Source organism: Paraburkholderia sp. SIMBA_054 (assembly GCF_046534875.1).
In the GTDB taxonomy this organism is placed as follows: Bacteria; Pseudomonadota; Gammaproteobacteria; order Burkholderiales; family Burkholderiaceae; genus Paraburkholderia; species Paraburkholderia hospita.
In genome coordinates, this window is the sequence record NZ_JAWRXV010000024.1 from 53308 (window position 1) to 79630 (window position 26323).

General features: G+C 59.4%; 25 protein-coding genes and 1 pseudogene. 16 read left to right on the forward strand and 10 right to left on the reverse strand.

Annotated elements, in window-relative coordinates; all coding sequences use genetic code 11:
* Nucleotides 1-142 precede the first annotated feature (142 nt).
* Complete coding sequence (locus tag SB822_RS27240; RefSeq protein WP_114222330.1) at nucleotides 143-1204, reverse strand: DMT family transporter; 1062 nt, start codon at nucleotides 1202-1204, stop codon at nucleotides 143-145.
* A gap of 360 nt (nucleotides 1205-1564) precedes the next feature.
* Here SB822_RS27240 and SB822_RS27245 point away from each other — a divergent pair, with 360 nt between their 5' ends.
* From SB822_RS27245 to SB822_RS27260, 4 genes are all read left to right on the forward strand, one after another.
* The gene (locus SB822_RS27245) at nucleotides 1565-2536 is read left to right on the forward strand and encodes an AraC family transcriptional regulator (RefSeq protein ID WP_079487310.1); all 972 of its coding nucleotides are present in this window, start codon (nucleotides 1565-1567) and stop codon (nucleotides 2534-2536) included.
* 572 nt (nucleotides 2537-3108) lie between these two features.
* Complete coding sequence (locus tag SB822_RS27250; protein ID WP_410856082.1) at nucleotides 3109-3897, forward strand: alpha/beta fold hydrolase; 789 nt, start codon at nucleotides 3109-3111, stop codon at nucleotides 3895-3897.
* A 222-nt stretch (nucleotides 3898-4119) separates the two neighbouring features.
* Nucleotides 4120-4701, forward strand: coding sequence for a carboxymuconolactone decarboxylase family protein (locus SB822_RS27255; protein WP_039902344.1), 582 nt, complete (start codon nucleotides 4120-4122; stop codon nucleotides 4699-4701).
* A gap of 177 nt (nucleotides 4702-4878) precedes the next feature.
* Nucleotides 4879-5334: a RidA family protein gene (locus SB822_RS27260; RefSeq protein ID WP_079500904.1), complete on the forward strand. Its 456-nt coding sequence runs from the start codon at nucleotides 4879-4881 to the stop codon at nucleotides 5332-5334.
* Nucleotides 5335-5546: 212 nt separating this feature from the next.
* On the opposite strand, the gene SB822_RS27265 is transcribed toward SB822_RS27260, so the two are convergent.
* On the reverse strand, nucleotides 5547-6272 hold the full coding sequence (locus SB822_RS27265; protein ID WP_009770577.1) for a FadR/GntR family transcriptional regulator: 726 nt from the start codon (nucleotides 6270-6272) through the stop codon (nucleotides 5547-5549).
* A gap of 245 nt (nucleotides 6273-6517) precedes the next feature.
* On the opposite strand from SB822_RS27265, the gene SB822_RS27270 reads away from it, so the two are divergent.
* The 6 genes from SB822_RS27270 to SB822_RS27295 all read left to right on the forward strand — a co-directional run bounded on the left by SB822_RS27270 (nucleotide 6518) and on the right by SB822_RS27295 (nucleotide 13627).
* Complete coding sequence (locus SB822_RS27270; RefSeq protein WP_007734663.1) at nucleotides 6518-8068, forward strand: sugar ABC transporter ATP-binding protein; 1551 nt, start codon at nucleotides 6518-6520, stop codon at nucleotides 8066-8068.
* The gene (locus SB822_RS27275) at nucleotides 8061-9095 is read left to right on the forward strand and encodes an ABC transporter permease (RefSeq protein WP_009770575.1); all 1035 of its coding nucleotides are present in this window, start codon (nucleotides 8061-8063) and stop codon (nucleotides 9093-9095) included. The genes SB822_RS27270 and SB822_RS27275 overlap by 8 nt, the downstream gene beginning before the upstream one ends.
* A 76-nt stretch (nucleotides 9096-9171) precedes the next feature.
* Nucleotides 9172-10080, forward strand: a complete 909-nt coding sequence (locus SB822_RS27280; RefSeq protein ID WP_410856112.1) for an ABC transporter substrate-binding protein — start codon at nucleotides 9172-9174, stop codon at nucleotides 10078-10080.
* 82 nt (nucleotides 10081-10162) lie between these two features.
* Nucleotides 10163-11179, forward strand: a complete 1017-nt coding sequence (locus SB822_RS27285) for an aldo/keto reductase (RefSeq protein ID WP_410856083.1) — start codon at nucleotides 10163-10165, stop codon at nucleotides 11177-11179.
* Nucleotides 11180-11438: 259 nt separating this feature from the next.
* Nucleotides 11439-12449: a zinc-binding alcohol dehydrogenase family protein gene (locus SB822_RS27290; RefSeq protein WP_410856084.1), complete on the forward strand. Its 1011-nt coding sequence runs from the start codon at nucleotides 11439-11441 to the stop codon at nucleotides 12447-12449.
* Nucleotides 12450-12484: 35 nt separating this feature from the next.
* Nucleotides 12485-13627, forward strand: coding sequence for a mannitol dehydrogenase family protein (locus SB822_RS27295; protein ID WP_410856085.1), 1143 nt, complete (start codon nucleotides 12485-12487; stop codon nucleotides 13625-13627).
* A 194-nt stretch (nucleotides 13628-13821) separates the two neighbouring features.
* On the opposite strand, the gene SB822_RS27300 is transcribed toward SB822_RS27295, so the two are convergent.
* Both SB822_RS27300 and SB822_RS27305 read right to left on the reverse strand, forming a co-directional pair.
* The gene (locus SB822_RS27300) at nucleotides 13822-14331 is read right to left on the reverse strand and encodes a hypothetical protein (RefSeq protein WP_410856086.1); all 510 of its coding nucleotides are present in this window, start codon (nucleotides 14329-14331) and stop codon (nucleotides 13822-13824) included.
* Nucleotides 14332-14436: 105 nt separating this feature from the next.
* Nucleotides 14437-15078: a TetR/AcrR family transcriptional regulator gene (locus SB822_RS27305; RefSeq protein ID WP_410856087.1), complete on the reverse strand. Its 642-nt coding sequence runs from the start codon at nucleotides 15076-15078 to the stop codon at nucleotides 14437-14439.
* A 79-nt stretch (nucleotides 15079-15157) separates the two neighbouring features.
* Between SB822_RS27305 and SB822_RS27310 the strand changes: the two genes are divergently transcribed.
* From SB822_RS27310 to SB822_RS27325, 4 genes are all read left to right on the forward strand, one after another.
* Entirely contained in the window at nucleotides 15158-16039 is an 882-nt protein-coding gene (locus SB822_RS27310) for an NmrA family NAD(P)-binding protein (RefSeq protein ID WP_410856088.1), read from the forward strand.
* 152 nt (nucleotides 16040-16191) lie between these two features.
* A complete protein-coding gene (locus tag SB822_RS27315) occupies nucleotides 16192-16671 on the forward strand; it encodes a YybH family protein (protein WP_244196713.1) in 480 nt (159 codons plus the stop codon).
* Nucleotides 16672-16683: 12 nt separating this feature from the next.
* On the forward strand, nucleotides 16684-17169 hold the full coding sequence (locus tag SB822_RS27320; protein ID WP_007734639.1) for a YybH family protein: 486 nt from the start codon (nucleotides 16684-16686) through the stop codon (nucleotides 17167-17169).
* Between the two features lie 123 nt (nucleotides 17170-17292).
* Nucleotides 17293-17796 (forward strand): gamma-glutamyltransferase, encoded by a 504-nt coding sequence (locus tag SB822_RS27325; protein WP_410856113.1) that lies wholly within the window; start codon nucleotides 17293-17295, stop codon nucleotides 17794-17796.
* On the opposite strand, the gene SB822_RS27330 is transcribed toward SB822_RS27325, so the two are convergent.
* Nucleotides 17718-18452, reverse strand: coding sequence for a hypothetical protein (locus tag SB822_RS27330; protein WP_024163069.1), 735 nt, complete (start codon nucleotides 18450-18452; stop codon nucleotides 17718-17720). The genes SB822_RS27325 and SB822_RS27330 overlap by 79 nt on opposite strands.
* Nucleotides 18453-19247: 795 nt before the next feature.
* Nucleotides 19248-19625, reverse strand: a complete 378-nt coding sequence (locus SB822_RS27335) for a YybH family protein (RefSeq protein WP_410856089.1) — start codon at nucleotides 19623-19625, stop codon at nucleotides 19248-19250.
* 1571 nt (nucleotides 19626-21196) lie between these two features.
* On the opposite strand from SB822_RS27335, the pseudogene SB822_RS27340 reads away from it, so the two are divergent.
* Nucleotides 21197-21457, forward strand: a pseudogene (locus tag SB822_RS27340) (hypothetical protein); the annotation flags it as partial.
* Nucleotides 21458-21800: 343 nt separating this feature from the next.
* Here the strand turns inward: SB822_RS27340 and SB822_RS27345 are convergent.
* The 4 genes from SB822_RS27345 to SB822_RS27360 are packed head-to-tail and all read right to left on the reverse strand — an operon-like array spanning nucleotide 21801 to nucleotide 25165.
* Nucleotides 21801-22607 carry an alpha/beta fold hydrolase gene (locus SB822_RS27345; RefSeq protein ID WP_410856090.1) on the reverse strand — a complete coding sequence of 269 codons (807 nt, stop codon included), beginning with the start codon at nucleotides 22605-22607 and terminating at the stop codon, nucleotides 21801-21803.
* Nucleotides 22600-23838 (reverse strand): pyridoxal phosphate-dependent aminotransferase, encoded by a 1239-nt coding sequence (locus tag SB822_RS27350; RefSeq protein ID WP_410856091.1) that lies wholly within the window; start codon nucleotides 23836-23838, stop codon nucleotides 22600-22602. The genes SB822_RS27345 and SB822_RS27350 overlap by 8 nt, the downstream gene beginning before the upstream one ends.
* Complete coding sequence (locus SB822_RS27355) at nucleotides 23838-24500, reverse strand: RraA family protein (RefSeq protein ID WP_009771149.1); 663 nt, start codon at nucleotides 24498-24500, stop codon at nucleotides 23838-23840. Before SB822_RS27355 ends, SB822_RS27350 begins: the two co-directional genes overlap by 1 nt.
* Entirely contained in the window at nucleotides 24497-25165 is a 669-nt protein-coding gene (locus SB822_RS27360) for an RraA family protein (RefSeq protein WP_410856092.1), read from the reverse strand. The genes SB822_RS27355 and SB822_RS27360 overlap by 4 nt, the downstream gene beginning before the upstream one ends.
* A gap of 104 nt (nucleotides 25166-25269) precedes the next feature.
* On the opposite strand from SB822_RS27360, the gene SB822_RS27365 reads away from it, so the two are divergent.
* Nucleotides 25270-26217, forward strand: a complete 948-nt coding sequence (locus SB822_RS27365; protein ID WP_009771147.1) for a LysR substrate-binding domain-containing protein — start codon at nucleotides 25270-25272, stop codon at nucleotides 26215-26217.
* Nucleotides 26218-26323: the final 106 nt, after the last annotated feature.

The window sequence follows — 26323 nt, forward strand, 5'->3', positions numbered from 1 at the left end:
CCGCGCGGAAGAGCGCGCGGACGAAGTCGGAAGCGATGGATGAACGAACGTGGAACGAGCGGACCAGGAGATGAACCGCTTTCTGACAGATGACGCGCATGCGTAGCTGCCAGCCTGACGAAGCGAGAACTCGCTCCTGGTGTCAGTGAATGTGGCGGTGATGAATGTCGGGAAAATGCGCGTGCGTGTGGGTAATAGGCGCGTGTTGATGTGGATGGGTGTGCGGTTCTTCCCCATCCCATTCAAAGTCGTGCGTGTGCCTGTGATGCTCGTCGTGTCGATGTCGATGGTTGTGAGCAAGTGGCTCGTGAGTGTGGGGATGCTCATGCCTCTCACGGATATGAAGCCAGATTCCCAAAGCCATGAGCGCAGTTGCAATCCAGAAAGGCAGCGGTGGTAATTCCGGCCAGAGAACAAGCGATAGCCCGACGCCGAATATCGGGGCGACCGAGAAATACGCCCCGGTTCGGGCGGTACCCAGATTTCGAAGGGCAACGACAAAAAGAACCAGGCTGACGCCGTAGCCTGCGAAGCCGGTAAGCATGGCAGCCGCCGTCTTCCCGACGCCTTGCAGGTGCGCGCCGAGAAGCAGCGCGATAAACAGATTGACTGAGCCGGCGACAAGACCTTTCAGGCAGGCGATGACCATCGCGTCGTTCGCTGACACCTTCCGCGTCAGATTATTGTCGACTGCCCACGCAACGCAGGCTGCGACGACGAGCAGCGCACCGGGCGAGACGCCAGCGTCGCCAGGCTGCCACGAGAGCACGACGCCACCGGCCACGATCGCGACCATCCCGAGAAATATCTGCACGTCGACGTTTTCGCGAAACACAACCCAGGCAATCACCGCCGTAAATACGCCTTCAAGGTTCAGCAGCAGGGAACTGGTCGCCGCCGACGTTGTACTGAGGCCGAGCATCAGCAGCGCGGGGCCGGCAACGCCGCCTGCGGTTATTGCGCCGATAAGCCAAGGTATTTCCGCGGTCTGGATGCGACTTTCGTTTTGCCGCTCGCCCACCGTTCGGCTTACACGTCGAATGATGATTGCGACGGCCAGGCCAAGGCCGCTGCCAAGGTAAAACAAGCCCGCAACCATAAAGGGCGAGAGGGTCCCAAGCAGTGTTTTGGCAAGCGGCGTTGTTGCGCCGAATAGCGCGGCTGCAAGAAGAGCAGTGAAAGCGGCATTGTGACGGCTATGCATTGAGTGGAAGCTTTAGATCGTTGAATAGTACCGTCCGAGGACGTCATAGGATTCGCTTCGTTGGCTAGTCCGGCGCAGATGGCCGGGAGTTCCTCAATAGGATACCGCCACAAGCTTACGGAATATGTGTCGTCCGAAGTGCCGATGACGCGGACTCGCCGTGCTTCCACGCCTACGACCGTCCGCTCGCAACCTGGGATCGGACAACCCGCCCCGCGTGGCGTTCGTTCCGCCGAAGATATGTCCGCATACCGGAAGGGGCACGGTACGATGGTGGCCCTGAAGCAGCTGTTAGTCTCTTGACCTCGCACACATCGTTGATGGGCGCAGCCCTGTGAATATGCCCCATAGGAGTAACCCATGCCGTCCGAGCACGCCGATGTCTTGTCGCAGGTACTCAAGTTGATTCGCCTTCGCGGAGATCACGTTTTCCACGGCGAGCTGGGCAGTTCCACTGAAGTGATTTTTCCGCCAGGGCCGGCAACGTTTTTGCATCTGCGTGCCGGCGAACTGTCGGTGTGTCAATGCAATGGCCCCTCCGTGACGCTGCGGTCAGGCGACTTCGTTCTTTTGCCACATGCAGACGGACATACGATTCGAAGCGGGCCGAGCAGGAAAGCACGTCAACGATTTGAGGCGGCGGTGGACTTTACCTCCAGCAGAGATGCTCAGACGTTCAAATGGGCGGCTGACGACGGCATGGCAGGATCCTTTCTCGCAGGATCATTCTATTTTGACGGGGCGCCGTTACGCTCTTTGCTCACCGGGCTTCCCGGGCTGATTCATCTGACATGCGACAAAGTCAGCGAGCCCCCCTGGCTGGCCTCTATCTCGCATTTCCTGGATGTGGAATCGCGTAGCGCCGGCCCAGGGTCATCGCTGATGATCTCGCGGCTTATTGATCTGCTCGTTATCCGCACCTTGCGGATGTGGGTCAGCCAGCAAGGCGATCGGGTCGGCTGGCTGTCCGGACTGAGCGACGAACGCGTCGGCCGTGCGTTGAACGCAATGCATCTGGAACCTGACCGTGCATGGACGGTCTCGGCGCTCGCCGAGACGGCGATGATGTCGCGATCGATGTTCTCGGATCGCTTCACGGCGGTGGTGGGGCTTCCACCGTTACGTTATCTGACACGCTGGAGATTGACAGTCGCAGCAGACTTGCTACGCGGAGGGACCTTGAAGGTGACCGAAGTGGCCCACCGTGCCGGCTATGGTTCGGAGGCTGCCTTCAGTCGCGCCTTCAAGGAGGAGTTTGGCTATCCACCGCGTGACGCGCATCGAATCGCACAGACCGGGGCCTTTGTCGCGCGAAGTTCGGAACTCCTTTGACAGTCGTTTTTACACTGTTGGCTAGATACGTCGGTTGAAACTGTCATTGCGGCAGTTTCGTTTCAATGGCATCGCGCCGGTCCCCAGGCGACACCGATCTGCCCGCTTGTCCGAGTGCGTCGATCGTACGATAGATCATGCAAATCGGACGCCGAGATATGGTCAGTCTCGGATTCGTTCTTTAGAGTGGATAGCCAAGGTCGTCCGGTATCTGAATCGGAGGAAAGGCTCTCACGCACTATGGCTCGGATCTCTCATGCTCCGGCAGCTTGCAATAACACTTCTCGTTGCAACACCCACGCTTGCGTCATGCGTCTGGATCGGACGCTGGAGTGCGGCCGCCAGCATCACCGTCGTATAGGTGGCGTGAAGGCCGGGCATGCCGCGATGCGTAAGTAACGTCGGCTGATCTCGGGCAATTCGTCGATCTGGTGCCGTTCAGTTCCGCCCTAACATAGTAGTGTTCTGGATTCCTAAACGGAATCGAGAGATCGAGGCACGCCACGGATCTTTCAAATCCAGGTTTCAATTCACGACATCGGCACCGATGTCTCTTCAAGGAAGCAATGTAGATGAAACTGCTCCTCGCTGTTCTCGCCATGTCAGCATTCGCGTTTGGTACCGGTGCGATGGCTGCGGAAAAGCCCCCCATCGTTCTGGTCCACGGCGCTTTCGAAGACGCCCAGGTCTGGGGTCATGTCACATCCAGGCTTCAAACCGACGGCTTTAAGGTGGTGGCTGTTGATCTGCCAGGGCGTCCGGGCGCGCCAGCCACACCGGACAAAGTCAGCCTTGACCTCTATCGCGACACCGTGGTCGCAGCGCTGAACAAATCCCATCGCCCGGCCGTCGTGGTCGGTCACAGCTTCGGCGGCATCGTCATCGCCGACGCCGCGGAAACGGCACCGAAGAAGATCAAGACTTTGGTCTTTGTTGCTGCCTACCTGCCGCAAGACGGCGACTCGCTCGTTTCGATGGCCAACAAGGATGCCGACGCCAAGATCGGCCCGCGCCTGCAGATCGATAAGGAAAAGGGCATTGCCTCCATCGAATATCCGGCACGTGCCGATCTGTTTGCCAATGGAGGTCCTGACGAACTACGCAAGGCAATCCCGGATCTGATCCTGGATGAACCCGTCGGCCCGCTGGCTACGCCTGTGCACGTGACTTCCCCCAACTTTGGTCAGGTCGACAAGGTCTATATCCACACGGCCATAGACCAGGTCATCAGCCCCTCGTTCCAGGCCGAGATGGTTGCCGCCACCCCCGTGAGAGCCGAGTACTCCCTGCCGACCGGTCATACGCCGTTCCTCACCGATCCCGACGGTCTGGCAAAGGCGATCGAGGCCGCTGCGAAATAGGCGGCTTACGGTTGGTCCGGGAAGCGAAGGCGGGGAGGCTTCGTCATCCCGCGCTTTGCCTTCGAGTGTTTTGCTCTGGGCAGAGGGCTGCAATATCCGGGCTTCCGCGCACCGTCCTGCAGGCCGCTCTTCGATGGTCTGTGCCGGGACGCTCTTTCCAATAGAAGTGTACGCGTCCGTTGTCTTCGACAATTTCTCTTGCTTTCAAAAGGCAGAACCGATATGTCCCGTCTTCAGATACCCGCCACGATCGCAGATGCACCCTCTGCTTCTCAGCCCTTCCTGGAGGCCGTCAACAAGAAACTGGGTGTTGTACCGAATCTGTTTCGTCTGATGGCCAACAGCCCCGCGGCGCTAGAGGGGTACCTCGGTCTGGCCGGAGCCTTGGCAAAAGGCGCACTTCCAGCACAAACCGGCGAGCGTATTGCTCTCGCCGTCGCCGAAATCAACGGCTGCGACTATTGCATGTCGGCGCACAGCTATTTAGGAAAGAACGTGGCGAAGCTTGACGATGCGGAAATGTCCGCCAATCGAAATGGCGGCTCGAATGAACCAAAGGCCGCCCCTGCCGTGCAGTTCGCCGCGAAGGTAGCGCGCGAGCGTGGCCGCGTATCCGACGAAGATCTGCGCGCCGTCAAGGAGGCTGGCTACACCGATGCGCAGATCGTCGAGATTGTCGTGCACATCGCACTGAGCGTCTTGACGAACTACGCCAATGTCGTTGCAAATACGGAGATTGACTTTCCCGTAGTGCGTACGCATCAGGGCCTGAAGAACGGGACTCGCACGCTTCTCGATACGTGATGCGTTGACCGAACTGATCGATTGCGTCAATGTGTTGTAAGCAGGACAACCATCCGCGAGCGTATCGAGCCTCAACCGACGAACGTCGTTCGCTGTATCGGACGGTTGAGCTCACTGCATCGCGCTAATTTCATCAGGCCAAATCCATTTCCTCTTCACGTTAGGTTGAGCACGGACATGAACGTATTCGAACGCCTCGCGCAAGCGGGCCTAAAATTGCCATCGCCCATCAACCCACTTGGGTCCTATCGGACGGTTTCCGTTTCGGGGAATCAACTGTATGTATCGGGGCTCGGCCCTTTCGAGGATGGCAAGCCAATCGTCGGAATGGTCGGCCGCGAGATTTCTCTGGAAAAGGCTCAAGACGCGGCGCGCCTAACGATGCTCATGATCTTGGCCTGTGTCGAACAGGCCTGCGGACTCGACAAAGTCGAGCGATGCAGCCGGCTAACAGTTTACGTGCGTGCTGAACAGTCGTTCACCCAGCATCCGCAAGTGGCAAATGGCGCCAGTGATCTGTTGCTGACGCTATTTGGACAAGACAATCTGCCGGCTCGAAGCGCGCTCGGAGTGCATTCGTTGCCGATGGGCATCCCGGTTGAGATTGACAGCATCTTTGAGTTGAAGGGGTGACGGGCATGGCTCGACGCCGCGCAAATACGAGCGCAATGACGCGAAATCCGCATCCGCGATGGGCCGTGATTGTGTGTGCTACCCATGCTGTGCGTTCTAGACGGCTGGCAGTTTTGCGGCGTATATCGGACCGTTGGCGTTTCGCTGGACGATGACCGCTCAGGGCCCGAGTCCGGCCACCCGATCGAATCCTGCGGTGGCAGAGGCCATAGCTATTGCACGCTCGCCTGGCCTTTGGGATCTGCCTCCTGCTTCAATGCACCGCTGATCCACCTTTCTTCCGAAGCGCGGAGGTGCGCTCGCATCGCCGTTTGCGCGGCGATGGGGTCGCCCGCCTGCAAGGCCCTTAAGACCTCTTCGTGTTCCTGTACAGCTGCTGTCCAGGTCTGTGCACTTTCTGTGTGGCCACGCATGGCGGCCGCAATCGGATCATGGCGGCTGTCGAATAACTCTCCGACAAAGCGGCTCAGGACGGAGTTGCCAGCTGCTTCGGCAATCAACATGTGGAATTGCCGGTCTGCCTCGACGGGCGACTTGCCCGCCGCCGCCAGCCGGCGCATGCGTTCGACCGTACGACGCAACCGGTCGAGCATTGCGGCGGTCATCCGCGCCGTGGCAAGAACGGTGACGCTGCCCTCTATCGCCGCGCGGGCCTGCATCAGCTCGGACGGACTGTCGCCAAGGGCGCCGATCGACTCGACGTCGTTCGAGCCTCCGCTGCGCACATAAACCCCCGACCCCATCCGGATTTCGATCTGACCGCCGATTTCCAGTGCGATGAGCGCTTCGCGTAGCGACGGACGTGACACGCCGAGCTTCAGCGCCAGCTCCCGCTCAGGCGGCAGCCGTTCGCCTGGCGGAAATTCCCCTTTGCGAATCAACGCGATGATCTGGGTGGCAACGGATTGGTAAAGCCGCTTGGGTTCTGTCGATTTCATGACGCAGGTTGTTGCCCGTATCTTAACGGCGCCGGTGCCGTTCGGCCGAGTCTAACACATGGGTTTCGACGGGCTCCAAGCCCCGCCACAGCAGGGATCCGCACCGACAATAGGGTAAACGATGGCGGTAAGATGAATATCAAAAATCCATATTGGCTTGACCAAATGATTGCCGCGCGGTTTAATTCGACCAAATTGGACTGACCGCCGCGCAACGACAGGTCGGCTGCCTGACAGGAGACGCAATGAAGATGCATTCCGAATCGCCCCGCGATGCGGCCGAACGCAGGGATCACGCTGACGGAGCGATACTCAGGCTGGAGGGTATCGGCAAGCGTTTTCCGGGCGTCGTCGCTCTGGAAGGCATTCATCTCGATTTGCGCTGTGGCGAGGTTCACGCCATCTGCGGCGAAAACGGCGCCGGAAAATCCACGCTGATGAAAATCATCAGTGGCCAGTATCAGCCGGACGAAGGCGTCATTCACTATCGTGGCGAGCCGACCCGCTTCGCATCGACGTCACATGCACAGGCCGCGGGTATCGCGATCATCCATCAGGAGCTCAACCTCGTACCGCACCTGACGGTCGCGGAAAATCTGTACCTCGCACGCGAACCCAAGCGTGGACCGTTTGTCGACTCGCGCAAGCTGAACGCCGATGCGGCCCGCTGCCTGGCACGTGTCGGCCTCAACGTGTCGCCGGCGACGCCGCTCGGCGCACTGTCAATCGCCCAGCAGCAGATGGTCGAGATCGCCAAGGCGCTGTCGCTCGATGCGCATGTGCTGATCATGGACGAGCCGACGTCGTCGCTGACGGAATCGGAAACGGTCCAGCTTTTTCGCATCATCAAGGAGTTGCGGGCAGCAGGTAAGGCAATCCTCTATATCTCGCACCGCCTCGACGAAATGGCTCACATCGTCGATCGCGTGACCGTGCTGCGGGATGGCCGCCACATCTCGACCGACGATTTTTCGGCACTAAGCGTGAATGACATCGTCGCGCGCATGGTTGGGCGCGCTCTGGACGATGCGTATCCGCCGCGTCAGTCGAAGCCGTCCGACGTCGTGCTGCTCAGCGTGCGCAACCTCAGGCGCGATGACGTATTCGGCCCCGTCTCATTCGACCTGCGCCGCGGGGAGATCCTCGGCTTCGCGGGCCTCATGGGGGCAGGGCGCACTGAGATAGCACGCGCGATATTCGGAGCCGACAGGATCGACGACGGAACCATTGCGCTGCACGGCCAGACGGTGACGATACGCTCGCCGCGCGAAGCGATCCGTCATGGCATTGCTTACCTGTCGGAAGACCGCAAGCAGGACGGGCTCGCTCTCTCGATGTCCGTCGCTGCGAACATCACGCTGGCGAATGTGCGAGGCGTTTCATCGCGCAGCGGCTTTCTGCGGTTTGGCGAAGAGGCCGCCATCGCGCGGCGTTACGTGCAGGACCTGGCCATTCGCACACCATCCGTCGACCAGGTCGTGCGCAATCTCTCGGGCGGTAACCAGCAGAAAGTCGTCATCGGCAAGTGGCTCTACCGCGGATCAAAAATCCTCTTCTTCGACGAACCTACGCGCGGTATCGACGTGGGTGCGAAGTTTGCCATTTACGGCCTGATGGATCGCCTTGCGGCAGACGGCGTCGGTGTCGTACTGATCAGTTCGGAGTTGCCGGAACTGCTTGGAATGACGGATCGGATAGCCGTATTCCACGAGGGACATCAGACGGCGCTTCTCGAGACGAAGCGCACCAGTCAGGAGGAAATCATGCACTTTGCTTCGGGGCACACACATGCTTGAAATCACATCCGAACGAACCCAGGAGGCCGTCGACCGCACCGCGGCACGCAGGCGTCGCCGCGATCTTATCCAGAAGTTTGCGGCACTCGGCAGTCTGGTAGCACTCGTCATCGCGTTCTCGATAACGAGCGGGGCGTTTTTCTCGGTTGGCAACATGATGACGGTCAGCCTGCAGGTGACCTCCATCGCCTATCTTGGTGTCGCAGCAACCTGCGTGATCATCACGGGCGGGATCGATCTTTCGGTAGGTTCCGTGCTTGCCCTCGCGGGGGTCACGGCGGCGCTTCTGGTGAAGTCCGGCGTGCCCGTTCCCGTCGCGATGCTCGGCGGTGTTCTCGTCGGAGCGGTGTGCGGCCTCGTGAACGGAATCTGCGTGACACAGATGGGCTTGCCGCCGTTCATTGCGACGCTGGGCATGATGCTCGTCGCGCGAGGCCTCGCGCTGCAGATTACGGGTGCTCGTCCTGTTTCCGACCTGGGCGATGCGTTCGGCGCGCTCGGTAACGGCGCGCTATTCCGCATCTCTCACATCGGTCCCGATGGCTTCCCGGACACCACATTTCCCGGCATTCCATATCCGGTTGTGATCATGGTTGTGCTGTTCGTTGCGGGGTCGATCCTCCTTTCGAAAACGTCGCTTGGCCGTCACATCTATGCAGTCGGCTCGAATGCTGAAGCAGCGCGTCTGTCTGGCGTCAACGTCCGGGGCGTCACGCTCTTCACCTATGTGCTTTCAGGCGTGCTCGCGGGCGTCACAGGATGTGTCCTGATGTCGCGGCTCGTGACGGGACAGCCAAACGAAGGCGTCATGTACGAACTCGACGCCATCGCGAGCGCGGTAATCGGCGGGACGTCGCTGATGGGCGGTGTGGGAACGATATCCGGCACGGCCATCGGCGCATTTGTGATCGGTGTGCTTCGCAACGGTCTGAACATGAACGGGGTATCCAGCTTTATCCAGCAGATCATTATCGGATTGGTGATCCTCGGTACGGTGTGGATCGACCGGATGCGAAGCCGCAAGTAGCAACAAGAAGACTATCAACCACGCGAGAAAGGAGCGAGACATGCGCAAATGTTATCTACTGGCAGTATCGGCCGTTATGGTGATGGCCACGACGGGGGCATACGCCGCGGGTGGCGAGATCGCCGTGATCGTAAAGACCGTCAACTCCAACTATTGGCAGAACGTCCAGAAAGGCGCGAAAACCGCCGTTGGCGAAGCCAAGGGTTACACGATGACTTTCCAGGGACCGGCGGCAGAATCGGCCATCGCGGACGAAGTCAACATGGTTGAGAACGCTGTCAACCGGAAGGTAGCGGGAATTGTCCTCGCACCGTCTGACCCGGACGCGCTCGTCCCCGCAATCAAGAAAGCATGGGAAGCCCACATACCCGTCGTGCTGATCGACTCGTCGCTGTCAGATGCCGGCAAGCAGTATTACCAGTCGTTCCTCTCCACTGACAACGAGAAAGCCGGGGAAATGTGTGCAAAGGCGCTGATTGATCGGGTCGGGCAGAACGGAAAGATCGCGATCATGTCTTACGTGCCCGGTGCCGGGTCGGAGATCGGACGGGTGGGCGGATTTCGCAAATACATCGAAGCGCACTCGAAACTGCAGATCGTAGGCCCGTACTACTCGCAGTCGCAAATGGCCACCGCACTCAATCAGACAACCGACGTGCTTTCAGCGAATCCCGACCTGAAGGGCATTTTCGGCGCAAACGAGCCGACCGCCGTTGGAATGGGACGCGCGCTAAAACAGACCGGGAAGGCCGACAAGCTGGTTGCCGTCGGGTTTGACGGGAACCAGGATTTGCAGGATTTTGTGCGCGGCGGCACGATTCAGGCCATAGCCGTTCAGGGATCCTATCAAATGGGATACAAGGGCATCCAGACGGTCGTGAACGTCATCGAGCATAAACCTGTCCCCAAGCAGGTCGACACGGGCGTCGTATTGGTCGACAAGCAGAACCTCGACTCACAGGATGCCAGGAACGTCTTGTACTGATGAGGCTGCGGACCTGCAGCGAGCGCGTGTCGGCTCGAAGCGGTCCGTCCGCTACGGTATATGCCATTCACGCCCCTGGTCTATGAACGCAAATGAAATACGAGTCTTGCCACGCAGTGGGCTCAAGCTGAGCGCCCTCGGCCTCGGCTGTTCCCAGCTTGGTGGACTTTACAGTCCGATGTCGTCGATGGATGCGACGGCGCTGATCGATGCGGCGTGGGCGGCAGGCCTGCGCTATTTCGATACGGCGCCGTACTACGGCTATACGCTTTCTGAGCGGCGCGTTGGAGATGCACTTGTGCGGCGGGACAGGGACGCGTTCACGTTGAGTTCGAAAGTCGGCCGCCTGATGCGGCCCGATGCAAGCGTGCTACCTGGCGACGACGGCTGGGCCGAACCGCTGTCTTTCCGGCCCACTTTCGACTACAGCTACGATGGCATCATGCGTTCCTACGAGGATAGCCAGCAGAGGCTGGGTATGCCGCGTATCGACATCGTCTACGTGCATGACATTGGCTCGATGACGCACGGCGAGCGTCACGCGAGCTACTGGAACCAGCTGGTTGCGGGCGGCGGGTTTCGTGCCCTTGTGCAATTGCGCGAGAGTGGCGGGGTCGGTGCGATAGGTCTCGGCGTGAATGAGTGGGAAGTCGCTTCAGACGCGATGGACGAGTTGCCTATCGACGTCATTTTGCTCGCAGGGCGTTACACGCTTCTCGAACAGACAGCGTCGGTACCGTTGCTTGACCGCTGCGTGCGGGAGCAGACGGCAATCGTCATCGGTGGTGTTTTCAATTCAGGCATCCTTGCCGGGAACGGAAAATTCAACTATGCGGACGCCCCTGCCGAAGTCATCGAGAAGGTCCGGCGGCTGACTGCGCTATGCGAGCGTTTCGGCGTTTCCTTGCCGGCGGCCGCATTGCAATTTCCATTCGCTCACCCGTCAGTCATGTCATGCGTGGTGGGCGCGCGCACTGTGTCTCAATTGAAGCAGAACATAGCGTGGCTCGAGCAAGGCGTGCCCGAGGAGTTTTGGATCGCACTGCGCAATGAAGGGTTGGTCGCCGCCGCTGCGCCGCTTCCCAACCGGAAAATGTGATGCAACCCGTCGATGGTCATCAGCGCCTCTGGTGTGGGAGCGAGCGGGCAGGTTATTGGTCGCCTCCCGAGCTTGAGCCAATATGCCGTGACGTCCGTCTCGATGGCGTGGCGTCCTTGCTCGCGTCGATCTGCATCGGGAGCAGGGGGTGTCGCGCGGTCCCTTCCGGCGGCCATGGACACTCAGTATTTGCGCCACATCGCCGTAACGACTACGACCGCGTTGACGGTTCCATAAACATGACGAAAAGGACATCACCATGCTTAGCGTGATTTGCGAATCCCCGGGCGTCTTGCGCGCACAGGAGCGGGAGCTACCCGTGCCGGCGAAGGGCGAAGTGCTGTTGCGCGTAAGCCGCGTCGGAATTTGCGGTACCGATCTGCACATCTTCACTGGGACTCAGCCCTATCTTCAGTATCCCCGTGTGATGGGGCATGAGCTCTCCGCAGTCGTCGTCGAAGCAGAGCGCGCCTCCGGGCTCGCCGCCGGCGACGGTGTCTATGTCATGCCGTATCTGTCGTGTGGGAACTGCATCGCGTGTCGCCAGGGCAAAACTAACTGTTGCGTCAACATAAAGGTGCTGGGAGTGCATAGCGACGGTGCGCTCACCGAATATCTCTGTGTGCCGGCAGAGTTCGTTCACAAGGCCGAAGGCGTGACGCTCGATCAGGCTGCCATGCTGGAATTCCTTGCAATAGGGGCCCATGCCGTGCGGCGCGCAGACGTTCAGGCGGGGCAGCGCTTGCTGGTGGTCGGAGCCGGCCCTATAGGCATGGCCGCAATGATCTTTGCCAAGCTTCGCGGCGCGAACGTGACCAGTCTCGACACGCGTGCCGATCGTCTTTCGTTCTGTGAGAAAGAATTGCGTGTGGACGCGGTGGTCACTGTCGGCGACGATGACACGGCTCAACTCGCGAGACTGACCGACGGCGAATTTTTCGACGCCGTTTTTGATGCAACGGGGAACATCGATGCGATGAACCGCGGGTTTGGCTTCATCGCCCATGGCGGGAAGTACACGCTTATTTCGATCGTACCGGGTACAGTGGCCTTTTCCGATCCGGAGTTCCATAAGCGCGAAGCAACCTTGCTCGCGAGCCGCAATGCCACCGCGCAGGACTTTGAGACTGTCCTGGAAGCAATGCGGGCGGGGCACATTCCCGACCAGGCGCTCAACACCCACCGAATGCAGCTTGTGGATGTTCCAGCCGAGTTTGCGCGCCTGCTCGAACCTGGGCAGACCGTCGTGAAGGCACTTGTGGAGTGTTGAACAGTGAGGGCAATGCATGCAGGGCAGGTGGCGCAATGAGCGAACCCATACTCCAGTTTGGCACAAGCCGGTTTCTCCTCGCGCATGTGGCCTTGTTCGTATCGCAGGCGCTTGAGCGTGGAGACGCGATAGGCGGAATCGCTGTTGTGCAGACCACCGGGAATCCGTCGAGTCGCGCGCGCGTAAGTGCTCTCTCGCAAGCGGGTAAATATCCCGTCAAAATTCGCGGCGTGGAAGCGGGCGGGGTCGTCGATGACCTGATCGAATGCCATGCTGTACGTACCGCATGGGCTGCCGATCAGGATTGGCCCGCGATTCGTCGAGGGACGATAGAACACGTGCGGGTCATCGTATCGAACACGGGGGACGCAGGTTATTGCCTCGACGAACGCGACTCGGCCGCGCTGTTGAGCAACACCGACCAGGTGCCGCGCAGCTATCCCGCCAAACTGCTGACATTGCTCCATGCACGCTGGCGCGAGCGTCCCGGCGCCAGCATATCGATCTTCCCGTGCGAGCTAGTGGCTAGCAACGGCGATACGCTGCGGGACGTCGTGGTCGGTCTGGGGCAGCATTGGGCGATGCCAGAAGAATTTCTCGATTACCTGAAGCACGAATGCGTATGGGCTAACTCTCTGGTAGACCGGATCGTCTCGGAGCCCATCGATCCCGTTGGCGCAGTAGCAGAGCCTTATGCTCTGTGGGCCATCGAACGACGCACGGGCCTCGAGCTGCCATGTGTGCACAAGGATATCGTGCTCACCGATGACCTCCGAAGCTATGAGTGGCTGAAGCTGTTCTTTCTTAATCTCGGTCATACGTGGCTTGCGGATCAGTGGCTCAGCGAGCACCGGAATCCGGGTGAGACAGTGCTCGAGGCAATGACAGATGTGCGTCTTCGTGACGGAATCGAAGCGGTGTGGCAGGAAGAAGTGCTCGAGGTGTTTGCCGCGATGGGACTGCGAGGCCGCGCCGAGACGTACGTCGCGAGCGTGCGCGAGCGGTTCTTGAACCCTTATCTGCATCATCGGATCGCAGACATCGCGCACCATCACGTTGAGAAAGTGCAGCGTCGGATAGTACCGCTCATCAGGCTAGCGAATTCTCTCGAATTGCGGGGATTCCAGCCGCGCTTGCGAAGCACGCTGGCGAGGCACGGGCTGGCACAGGCAGCGTAGGTGGGCCGGAAATCATGAGGAAATAGACGCTTATCGTCCGTGACGATGACAGCATGGCTTTGGCACTCCGGGCGTTGGACACCGATGTGTCAGTTGAAGCCGCGGTCATTGCATGAAGTCGCCCACATGCTGTGCCCAGAGGTCGGGACGCGTCATGGGGAAATGGCCAGGCGACGACGGCGTGCCCTGCTGCACTACGTACCGGCCCTGTGGTAGTTTCGGAGCGAGTTTATCGAGGACCTGTAGCGTGTCTGATTAAACTCGTCGTCTGAAAAATTCAGGGCAAAGAGCCTGGCCTTGATGGCAGGAAGCGCCGGCTCGGGATCGTAGCTGAATGATGACCTGAGCGAATAAAGGATGTCATTCGGATCGACGTGCTCAGCCTGGAAGCGGGTGGTTGCGAGGAACTTGTCGGCCGCTGCGCCATCTGGAATTTCCTGCTGCAGCGCGGAGGCACTGTCGATCATCATCCGAAGTATCCGGAAGCCGTCGATCCACCCGCGCGGTGTTTGCGTGTAATCCCCGTTCTTCCAATCCGGATCGGAGCGGATCGCGTCGATCACCATGCGCCGCCACAGCAGATTGCGTCCCGAGACCGAAATCGGCAGCGAGACCACCGGCATCACGCCGTCCATCTTGTCGGGATACGCTTCGGCCCATTGCCACGCATTCATGCAGCCCATCGACATGCCGAGAAATCGCATGCAGATGCGCGATGCCCAGCGTTTCAGTCACCAGCTTGTACTGGAGATCGACGATGTCGCTGTAATCGTAGTTCGGAAATTTCGCCTTTAGAGAATGACTAGTTCTCACTGGACAGCTGACCCTCCGCGCATTTCCGCATCTCCTTTGTCGCGCGATCCGCGTTTGTCCGCGTCTGGCCACGCGGACATGGCAATGTCGATCATGCTGCCAAGCTCTTCACCCGATGCGCCCGCCTGCGGAAGATTCAAAACGGCCCGCAAGACGCCGAGATAGTACCAGGCAAAGGCGTCCACATCGGTCTCCGGCGCAACTTCGCCGTTCGCCATGCCTTCCCGCAGTAGATCGGCGAAGATCTGGCGCTGCCGTGCGACACCAGCAAGTGCTGTCGTCTTTCCCGCCGCTGCAAGATCCAGCAGTTCGGCAGTACTTCGCGACAACAGGCAGCCGGCCGGCCGTCGCGATGCTGCCGGCGTCGGCAGAAAATCCCGCAGTATTGCTGCCACGCTTCCCCGCGCAGAGTCCACGCGGGCTGAACTCATCCGCCGTAGCACGCGCTCGGTGTAGACCGCCAGCGCATCGCGGAACAGGCCGTCCTTGTCGCCAAACCGCTGGTAGAGGCTGGAGCGCGATAGGCCGGTGGCTTCCGTGAGGTCATTGATGGATGCCGTCGCATAGCCGTGACGCCAGAAAACGTCGATTGAAGCAGCGATAACGGCGGCCTCGTCGTATTGGGGTTTCCCACTCATAAATCTTCCCGTTGACAAGCTGGAACGATTGTTCCATCATTCTTGGACTGATCGTTCCATCATACATCAAGGAGTCGACATGCTCAATCAGACAGCCTATGCATCGCGCCCCATGCGCATAGCCGTGGCAGGGGCGACCGGCCGCGTCGGCAGTACGTTAATCGATCGATTGGGCTCGGATCCCGTCGATATCGTCGCCCTTACTCGCCAAAGCGCTACGGCGCAGTTTGCACCGAACGTCACCGTCGCGACGGTGGACTTCGACCGACCCGCCACGCTCGCCGACGCACTTGTCGGCGTCGACAAGGTCTTCGTGGCGCACGGCACATCCGCCCGGCAGGTGGAGAATGAAATTGCGCTCATCGATGCTGCCGTCGCCGCGGGAGTACACCACATCGTCAAGCTGTCCGTCATGGGACCCGCAACGCAGCTCAACCCATTCGCCTGGCACATGCGGATCGAAGCACATCTGGCTCGCCAGCCGGTGGCGTCGACCGCGCTCAGGCCGACGACGTTCGCCGACGTGCTCAAGCGCGCCGGCGCGCCGGTTGCTGCCGGTAATTGGGCCGGTGCGGCGGGCAATGGAGCCGTCAACTTCATCGATACGCGAGATGTTGCCGAAGCGGCGCGCATTGCGTTGCTCGAAGACGTTCCCGACGGATCTCAGCGGGCGTATCACCTGAGCGGGCCGCGGAACTGGACGATGCAACAGGTTGCTGAGGAGTTATCTCGACTGCTCAGACGCCGTGTCGTCTACAACGACCGGTCGCCCACGGAACATCGCGGGGCCTTGCTCGCGAGTGGCCAGCCGCCACTGGTTGTTGACCTGCTTCTTGGCCTGGATAGGCTTTTTCGTGAATCTGCACTCGCGGAGACCACGGCGACTTTCGAAAAATTGACGGGCAAGCCCCCGCGTTCATTGTCTGAGTGGCTGCGTGAAAACATCACGCTCTTCCAGTGACACGTATCAGCGTTCACACCGGGATGCGTTCTAGCGGTGAGAATGCGGCGGTTTGTAGTTGGGTTGCAACGGCTGGAGGTTCCCGTCGTCCGGCCGCTCTCCTTCGCAAATACGGGCATATGAGACTAACCATGACTAATCGATCATTGCGTGTGCGGCGCGGCCTGCCGGTTGTTTTGTTGCTTGCGTTGCTGACGGGAGGGGGCTGCGCGCAAGCAGCCGATGTGACGCCCGCCGATACTCAGGCGGTTCGCGCGCTGTTTCTACAGCAGACGACCGCCGAGACTGCGCATGATCTCGACGCGCTGAGCGGCATGTTCGCTTCCACCGCACCGGGACAGCCGGATCCCGTGTCGTTCGTGGCTCGCGCATATCGCTTTTGGGGCAGAGACGAGGTGCTTGATCATTTCAGGGAGACCTTCGCCGGGACATGGCGGGTCGAGCCGGATCAGAGTGCGCTGCGCATCATTCCGCTGAATCAGGATACGGTACAGGTGTACGCGCCTACCAAGGTGACCATCGGTGCGCCGGGCCAACCAGCGAAGACCGCGACGTTTCTGATCAACGAGTTTATGGTCCGCAGCCCGTCCGGCTGGAAGGTTGCAGCGGTGATTCCGGTGCCGGCGCAATAACGGGAGACGCACATGAGCATTCAAACCGTGCTGGCCTGCTGCGCTGCGATTGCGATGGTGAGCGCCGCGCATGCTGAAGCGCCGCATCGATTTACCGATGAAGACCGGCAAGCGGTCGAAGCAGTTTTCATCCGGCAGGCGGAGGCTGCGACCGCGCACGACATCGATGCGTTCGCCGGCGTACTAGCCTCGGCGCCGGCCGGCGAACCCGACCCGATCGTGCTCCTCGCCCGTTCGTATCAGTTCTGGGGCAAGCCGGCGCTGATCGAGCATTTCAAGGAAACCTTCAAGGGCGTGTGGAAGTTCGAGCCCGACGTCGCGAAGATCCGCGTTGTTCCGCTGAGTGCTGACGTCGCGCAGCTATACGCACCCACTCGGGTCACGGCAGGCGCTTCGGAAGCCACGGCGAAAACCGCGTCGTTTCTCGTCTATGAAACAGCAGTACGAACCGCCGACGGCTGGCGCATTGCGTCGATTGTGCCGGTGCCCGCGCAGTAGCAGCGCGTATTGCCTCATGTTGCTCTCGTCAGCCGGGCCCGCTGCACAACAACTGATGGGAGGGCAAACAGCATGAGAGATTTCGAGCTACCGGGACGATAGCTGGTGATGTCGAAGGAAGGCATGGCGGCGACCTCGCATTCCGCTTCGACGCTTGCCGCCGTGAAGACTCCGGAGGCGGGCGGCAATGCCAGGGATGCAGCGATTGCTGGCTGCGCCGTGCCGTGTGTGGTCGAGGCCGGCTCGACGGGGATAGGCGGCGATTGCTTCCCGCTGTATTCGCGTGGCGGCGGCGACGGCATCATCGCCTCCAATGGCTCCGGAAGGGCGCCGCAGGCGTCCAGCGTGCCCGTGCTCAGGTTGCTTTCTGTCGAAGGTGCTGGACTACGGACAGGACATGCAGTCGGCCAACGCATTGTCACCCGGGCTGCCAAGTTGCACACACGCACGCGTTGCGGCTTCGTATGCCTGTCCTGGGCGATTACTCGCGGCCATGTCGACATGGCCGCTCTCCGCAATGCCGAGGACGGCTGCACTCATCACCACCTTTACTGCGGCTTCGTTAGATCCTGCCCAATTGCGGCGACAACTGCCTGCTCGCAATCCTTGAGACCTGCGACCGACTGATCGAACTGGTCGATCAAGGTGCCGAAACTGCCATAGTGATATTTTGCATCCGCTTCGACATGGACAGAGTTGGCCTTGATATCCCAGCCGCAGGCGTATGTCTTGAAGTACATGTCTTGCTTGGACTTCGAGTCGAGCAGACGAGCGCGGACGACGACCCACGGAATGAAATCGCTCGATTCCGGCGGGGATACGTAACCGAACGAAGTAATCCACACGCTCAGGATGGCGTCGGCGTTGGTCTTGACATCGGAAAAGTCGTCGGACTTGCCGTCGCTTGAAAGCTTGGCGTGCTGGTCGTGCAACGGAACAATTTCGTAGCCGTTACTGGACAGTCGCGTTGTCAGGCTATCGTTAACGACGGGAGCAAAGGCAATCTTTTCGCTTGCCACACGCTGCGTGTATGTACTCGTATGATTGGCGTTGATCCCACCTTGCACCAGTCCACCAATCAATCCAAATGCTCCGGCGGCACCACCGAGGTTGACCACGCTCTCTCCGCGCGGTTCGGTGACATCCAGCATAGCGATCGAATGGAGCTTTTCACGATTGTTGGCGGCGAGATCTGTTTTCGGAAGTGAAGCACAGCCCGTGAGTACTATTGTTGCAACGATAAAACTCGCGACTGCAGAAGTTGAAAGCGTTTTGTTATCCATGATCTTTTATTTGTGGATTGAGAGTGCGGACGCCATTGGCCAGTGTCTTTGGATGGAGGTCACTCTCACGACAACATTCAGACACAGGCAAGCTATTTAACGGCGCTGTTTGCGTGAACTTTAAGTTGGCGGTATCTAACTGAGGAGCATCACTCTCGATAAATGACCATGCGCTATTGCTCGATGGCGGAAAGTAAGACTGGAGATGGATCCTTGAATTTTGCGAAGGTAACACTGGGATGGCTGGCACTCTGCCTGCCTGCAATTGGGCTTGCGAACGAGGTGTGTGCCGAGATTCCGGACGGCGTTTCTGTGCGCCCCTACGTCATCGAGGACGTTGAATTCAGGGCACCTGGTGCTTTCCGAATCATTTATGCGGTGTCGGACGGTACAGTCCTTTGGGTGCGATTCGATTCGATTCGCCGAAGCCGTGGCCGCGGCCATATACAGCCGGCCCTACGGGAGAAGATTTTCTGCTGGACTGGTACGAGTCGAAAGATTGCCTCACGGTCACGAAACACGGCCATTACCTTAATGGGGGGCAAGAGCTTCTTTCCACTTTTCCGACGGAACTCTTTCTCGCGCAGGGTGGCTATGTGACCCATTGGGGACAAAGCCCTATGAGCCTCCAACGCCAGATTGGCCAGTGACGGGCACCCCGAATTAGATGTCTACCGACGCGATGAAAGTGTGGCCAGACTATGCGGTGCATAGTTGTGTTGAGCCCACTGCGTTTCTCTGGCGGCTGAGATGAGACAGGGAAAACTCGGGAACCGATGGCTTGCGAATAGCGTCTCATTGCCGAGGTACAGGCGTGTTCGTTGTCCAGATGTCGCGATGTTGTTTCCACTGCCCGTTCGCTCGTTTCCAGATAACAACATAGTCTCCTGCGTCGTAGACTTTGCCGCCTTCACCTGGAACCGTATATTTACCGACTTCGTGGGCGGTGCTGCCGTGCGCCTCGACTTCAACTGAAGTCAGCTTGATTGCCCTCAGCCCCGAGTCGATCGCCGCCTGCCAATATTGAGTGATCGCGTTGCGCCCACTGACGACATGATCGTTAGCCGGAAGGAGCTTCGCGCTTTCCGTATATGTTGAGGCGATGCCGGCGGCATCGCCATGACTCACGGCCTGCTCGAACTTTTTATTGCTGGCTTCGATCGACGCGCGCACCGTGTCCTGCGCTAATGCCGTAGTCCAAAGACCTGAGAGCACCTAAGACCTAAGAAACGGCTAACCGAGTAAAGGCGCGTTGAGATTTATGATGCATATGGCCTCCTGGCCTCCTGGCCTCCTGGCGTCCAGCATAACTCCCATATCGCCGCGTTCGGCGGCACCGTGCCCGGAACCCCGAACTTCGCATATACAACGGACATTTCTGGGTGCCCTTAAGCCTCAGGGAATGCTTCTACAAGGGTTGCCTTATCCGGACCACGAAGCAGTCGTCACGAATCGTGCTGGGCACTTGGTTTGTATAGGTTCTTTACTACTAGGCCTTAATCGATGTCCGCGATGACCTCCCGCTCTACCTTAGCGGCGGGTGAATATCAGATTTCGCTTCATGGATTACCTTGCAATTATCTGCCTATGACCTATCGTACAGCTTTCAATATAAAAATTAAAATTATAATAATGTTCCATTTAAAACAAATTAATAAAAATATAAATCTGCTTTGAATTCAATAAATCATTAAAAGACCGACCTGAGAGATCCCATGATTCTTTTACCCAAGTTATGGCTCCGCCGATGGCCAGCGGCTGGCCTTTTGTTAATCTTCGTTGCCGTCGGCGCCCGAGCGAAATCCCCTTGTCCAAGCTGGGTCGTTACCCGGGCCGGGAGCGCATTTAATGTAGCGGCGCTAATTTCGGACAGCGGTTCTCCGGAAGCAGCCCTCGCGAAGGCACGCAACGCATTGGCGCGCGTCAATAACGGCGGCGGATGCGAGGCAATCGCCAGCGGCGACCCTGCCGCATGCGACGAAACGATTGCGCTCGCTAAAAAAGCCGTAGCGGCCTTGGAAGAATGTGGGACACCGGATGCCAATACCAAACCAGCCCCAAAAACACGCCCCCCTGTTGAGACAAAAAACGAGCTTAGCCCGTAGAAAGGCACTCGACTACACGTAAGCCTGAGCGACGAAGTTGCGTCAGCCTTGGCTCCGGCTAGTTTGACTCGTTGAGCCGTCGTCGTAGCATCGTTCGACGAACGTCGGTAAAGGCCGATGACGTCCGGACGAACCAGAAATTCGAACGGCCGTTGTACCTCGCAAGTGGCCATCGCAAGGACTCGGTGACGGCCGACCGCTGAGGGTCGTAAGCACGTATTCGAGTGCAGCCAGAGCGGTCACTCGCAGTTGCCGACGAGCGAACGCTGTAACGCAAATCTTAGCTGCTTCTCGATGGCGGATGAATGAATGCCAGGTAGGGCCGCCGATTAGCCGCCCTCGAGTGAAAATATAGAATCGCCGTTCGACTCTGCTGCTTCACGCGAAGTCCGAGAATTGCGGGCGCATCAGAGTGCGCCGTCTGGGGCGTGTGTGGGCGATGCAGGTGACGAAGCGATCAACAACCTGAGGCATGCGATTTCTATCAAGGGGGTAGAACATCGAAAATCTAAGCGTCTGCATGTCAATGCGACACGAATAGGTTGGTACGAGAACTCCCTTGGTGTGCAAACGGAGAGTTCGGACGCTGAAAAAAGTCGATTCCCGGTGGGTGGGCCGGAGCACGAACGGGAAACAGCAGCCGCGCGCGGCACGGGCGAAGGTCACTATGCATGGGATCTCGGGGCCAACAACTCGATGACGAATGCGAACGTGGACACGGTTGTCGAGAGCACAAGCGGACGCGACCTGAAACTCTCGTACAAGGGCGGCAGCAACTCAATCACGGTGCCGGCCAACGTGCCCGTCGTGACGCTCGCGCCCGCCACGCGTGCTGATCTGATCGTGGCTTCGGCTGTTGCGGTCAAAATTGGTTCGCCACGACCATGTTGTGCACCGTAATTGGTCGGTAATCCACCACTCGCTTTGACTTATCTGCCAGAGGGTGAATGCGCGTGGCCCCTTGGAAAGCCGTGGTTCCAATGGCCGGTTCACCCGACGGAATCGGCCATTGGAATCGCGACCGGGCCACCGACTGATGTGGATTGGTTGCAGAAGACGGGGCCGGCGCGTCGGAGAGGGAGACTGACCGACTTCGGTCTTCCGTTCTCGGCCATCTCCTGTAACTGTATAAGAGCGCCCCGGATGCGATCCGCACCATCGGAACATGCCTGCGACGAATCGAACCGCTATATGCGATCGATGTAGACACGTGCCTCTACGTTCGGTCGTGCGCCGCTCGCCGTCAGCGTGGCACCGGTCCGATGATCTGCGCGATCCGTTGCCACATCTCTACTGGATTCGAGTACATCGGAAAGTGTCCGCTGTGACTCACTTCGGCCAGTTGCACGCCGTGCTCGCGAAGCGTTGGCAAATAGGAAAGCGATGCGTTCTGCTCACCATACATGAACATCCGGGGAAATGGCAGCTTGAGGAAGCGGTCCATGAGGCACGCATTATCCGAGAGTTCCACCATCGAGCGGAAAATGTGTCGCACCGCGTCAGCACGCACCTTATGTCGCAAACTCGCGGCATAGAGCGGACACGAGAAGAACGGCGAATGCCATGTGCGTTCTATGAACTGGTCGAAGAAGGATTGCGAGTCCGCCGCAGGATAGTCGTTCACCTGCCGGCTCAGGAAGCAGTCTTCCGGAGCGACATTGCCTTCGATATCGACGAAGCTGAGTACGCGCGCGGGTATTTCGTCGGCGAGCATGAGTGCGGTCAGTCCGCCCATCGAATGGCCTACCAGGTGAAAGTACTCAACTCCGTAGTGCACGAGTACAGTCTTTGCGGTCGAAACAAGAAAGGGCACCGATATCTTCGACAGATCAGCGCAGTGTGTTGCACCACAGCCGGGCGCATCATAAGCGATGACAGGATGACCGTCGAACGCTGGATAACGCACGATATCGGCGTAGTCTTCCTTCGTCGACCCGAATCCATGCAGAAAGAGTATTGGCGCGCGGTTCCCCGCGCGCCGCATGACTGCCAGATCGAGCGTAATGCCTTCCACCACGAGCGTTACGTTTTCCTTTTCGAGTTCAGCCATGTCCGACGAGCCCTCCCCTTGAAAGCGATGAGCAGAATGTTTCGATAGCGCGACATGCACCCGTCAACGCCACGTCGTCGAGCGCATACGCGATCCGGATGTACGGACCGAGCCCGAACGCGCTTCCATGAACCGTCGCTACGCCTACTTCGTCGAGTAGGGCTGCCGCAACATCCTCATCGTTGCGAAGCGTCGTGCCGCCTGCAGTGGTCAGGCCGATCAGGGCCGAACATGACGCAAATGCGTAGAAAGCACCGCCTGGTATCGAGCACGTCAATCCCGGCGCGGCATTGATCAGGTCGACCACGAGGTTGCGTCGGCGTTCGAACACCATGCACGATTCGGTGATGAAGTCCTGCGGACCGGTCAGCGCAGCAAGCGCGGCGTATTGTGAGATCGAACTCGCGCCCGAGGTCTGCTGACCCTGCAGCTTTTCCATCGCATCGAGCAGCCAGCGCGGACCTGTTCCGTAGCCGATGCGCCAGCCTGTCATCGCGTAGGCTTTGGAGACGCCGTTCATCGTCAGCGTGCGCGCTGCGAGCCGAGGCTCGACTTGAGCGATCGTGAAGAAACGCGCGCCATTGAAAATCAGATGTTCATAGATATCGTCCGAAAGCACGAGGACATGCGGATGCACGAGTAATACATCTGCCAGGGCGGCCAGTTCGTCGCGCGTATAGACGGCGCCGGTCGGATTCGAGGGCGAATTGAGGATGACCCATCGCGTGCGTGGGCCGATCACTTTCAAAAGCGCGTGCGGCGTCAGTTTGAATCCGCTTTCGATGCCGCACGGCACGACGACAGCGCGTGCGCCGCAAAGCGCGACCATCTCCGGATAACTCACCCAGTAAGGCGCGGGCACGATGACTTCGTCGCCCTCGTTGAGCGTTGCAGCCAGAGCGTTGTAGATGACCTGCTTGCCGCCGCTGCACACGATGGTGTCCTGCCAACAGACGTCTAGCCCATTCTCGCGCTGAAACTTCGCAGCAACCGCTTCGCGCAGGCTGCGCATGCCGGCGACTTGCGTGTAGCGCGTATGTCCGGCGCGGATTGCTTCGATTGCAGCTTCCCGAACGTGCTCGGGCGTATCGAAGTCCGGTTCGCCTGCGCTCAACGAGATGACGCTTGCACCGCTCGCGCGCCGCGCTGCGGCGCGATCCATCATCCGATAGGTTGCCGAAGGCTGCGCACGCGCGAGATTCACATTGAGCCAGTGAGCAGATTGATCCATCACGACTTCCTCTGCAACATGTGATAGCCGAGCGCCGCACGCGCTTCGCCGAGCGTCATGCCATCCGCAATACGCGCGCGGATCTGCGATTCCGTTTCCTCGATCTTGCGCGCGAGCGCGGCAACTTCGCGTGCGCGCTTGCGCGGCACGACGACGACGCCGTTCGCATCCGCGACGACGATGTCACGCGCGCTCACGCGCGCCGTGCCGATCGAAACGGGCGCATTGATCGACTCCACTTGCACGCGATCCTTGCCGGTTCGCATGAAGCGTCCGCGACTGAACATGGGATAGCCGTCGTCGAGCGCTTTGGCCACATCGCGGCATACGCCGTCGATCACGGTCGCCGCGATTTTGCGCGCGCCTGCATACTGGGTCATGATGTCGCCCCAGACAGTGCAGTCCGTTCGGGCATCGTTGTCGATGACGATCACATCGCCCTCTGCGACATCGTCGATGAAATCGCCGACGCTGCCCGGCGGCGTGCTCGCGCTCACATACTTGACCGTGAAGGCCGGACCGACGACGGTTTTCCGATAGTCGTCCAGTGCAGCGATCCCGAGACATTGGCCGGGCAAGCCGAGCTTGTCCATTGCATCAGAGACGCCGGGCGTGTCCAGTCCTTCAAAAAGGGCGACGAGTTCCTTGTCTTCAGCGCTCATTTGGCTTCCTTGACGTAGATGGCTTCGAATTCCTTGTCGTGCATGACTTCCGCAACGGAGCGGCCCGCGCGAACGGCCTTCACCATGCCGTCCTGACGTTTTGCTATGCGTTCGCCAAGATCGACGACTTCTTCGATACGTGCGGCGGGCACGAACACCGTGCCGCAGCGATCCGCGACGACATAATCGTCTTCATGCACGACGACGCCCGCGAACGTCACGGGCTTGCTGGAACTGATCTGCGCGACGCGATTGCGTGCGCTTATCATCGTGATGCCGCGCCCGAACACGGGATAGCCGATTGATTCGCTGCCTTCGATATCGCGGCTACATCCGTCTATCACCGAGCCGCGAATCTTCTTTGCCGTCGCCGCGTTGGCGATGATGTCGCCCCAGCACGAAATGCCTTCGAGGCCGCCGGCAATGACGAGAACGCGGTCGCCCGTGCGAATTTCGTCGATCACGGGGGTGATGAGATGAACAGTCGGCGTCGCATCCGTCTTGGGCCCGAGCTGAATCGTGCTCGCGCGTCCGACGATGCGCGGGCAGTCCCAAAGCGGCCGGATGCCAAAGGTGGCGCCGGGAAGACCGAGAAAATCGAGCGCATCGGAAACCGTGTTGGAATCCAGCGAGGCAAGCCGGTCGAGCAGGGAAGGGGGCGTCATGGTCAATGGCCAGATGCGTTGCAGAGCTTGCAGTCTCGGCGTTAGAGTCGCATATGTAAATTCCGAAGAACGGAACCCTTTCATACGCCGAAGCTATCAATGTCATGATCAACTTTCGACTCGTTCGCCATTTATGGTTGTTCCTCGCCGTCGCCGAAGAAGAGCATTTCGGCCGCGCCGCCCAGCGACTCGGTATGTCCCAGCCGCCTTTGACCGAACAGATCCAGGTGCTCGAACAGGCGCTGAAGGTCAAGTTGTTCGAGCGCGGACGGCATGGCGCGAAGCTCACGCAGGTCGGCGCTGCAATCCTGCCGGCAGTCCGAAAATTCGCCGAGCAACTCGAACGCCTGGAACTGGCAGTACAGGAAGCGACGCAGGGAAATAGCGGTGTATTGACGATCGGCGCCATCGCGTCCGCGATGATCGATACGCTTCCGCCTTTCATCGAGCATCTGAAGGCACAGTTTCCCCAGCTAACCGTCTCGGTCAAAGAGATCGACAGTGTCGAGGCGGTGCCAGCACTCGAGCGCGGCGACATCGACCTTGCATTCGCGCGTCTTGAGGGAGAGCAGGGGCCGTCAATTCAGTCGCTGGCGCTCAAGCAGGACCGCCTTGCTGTGGCCTTGCCGAAGACGCACCGCTTTGCAGAATTGCCGCGCGTGCGGCTTGCATCGCTTGCGGACGAAGCGTTCGTCATGTTTTCGCGGCACTTCAGTCCGAATTACTACGACAGCATCATCGCGACGTGCCGCGGCGCAGGGTTTTCGCCACGCGTGTTGCACGAAGTGCGTTCTGTGGCGTCGCAAATCGCTTTCGTCGGATGTGGACAGGGGATCGCGCTCGTGCCCGATTCGCTGAAAAAGTTGGCGGCGGATAACGTTGTATTCCGGCCGCTGAAAGAGGCGGTCACTGTCGTCACCACGGCCGTCGCATGGTCTACCGAGCGGGCGAATCCGATCGTCGACACAGCTGTTGAGACGCTATCCAGGAGCAGAATGGTTCAGGTCGGGAAGGCGCCTGCGGCGCGCAAGAGGCGGACGGATCGAGCTTAGGACCCGGCATATTCGATACGCCCGGCAGAATAATTCGTTCCGATCTTCGGAATTTACAGAATGGACACGAAGCCCGATATTGGCCGCGCTCTCCCGCGTGTTTGCG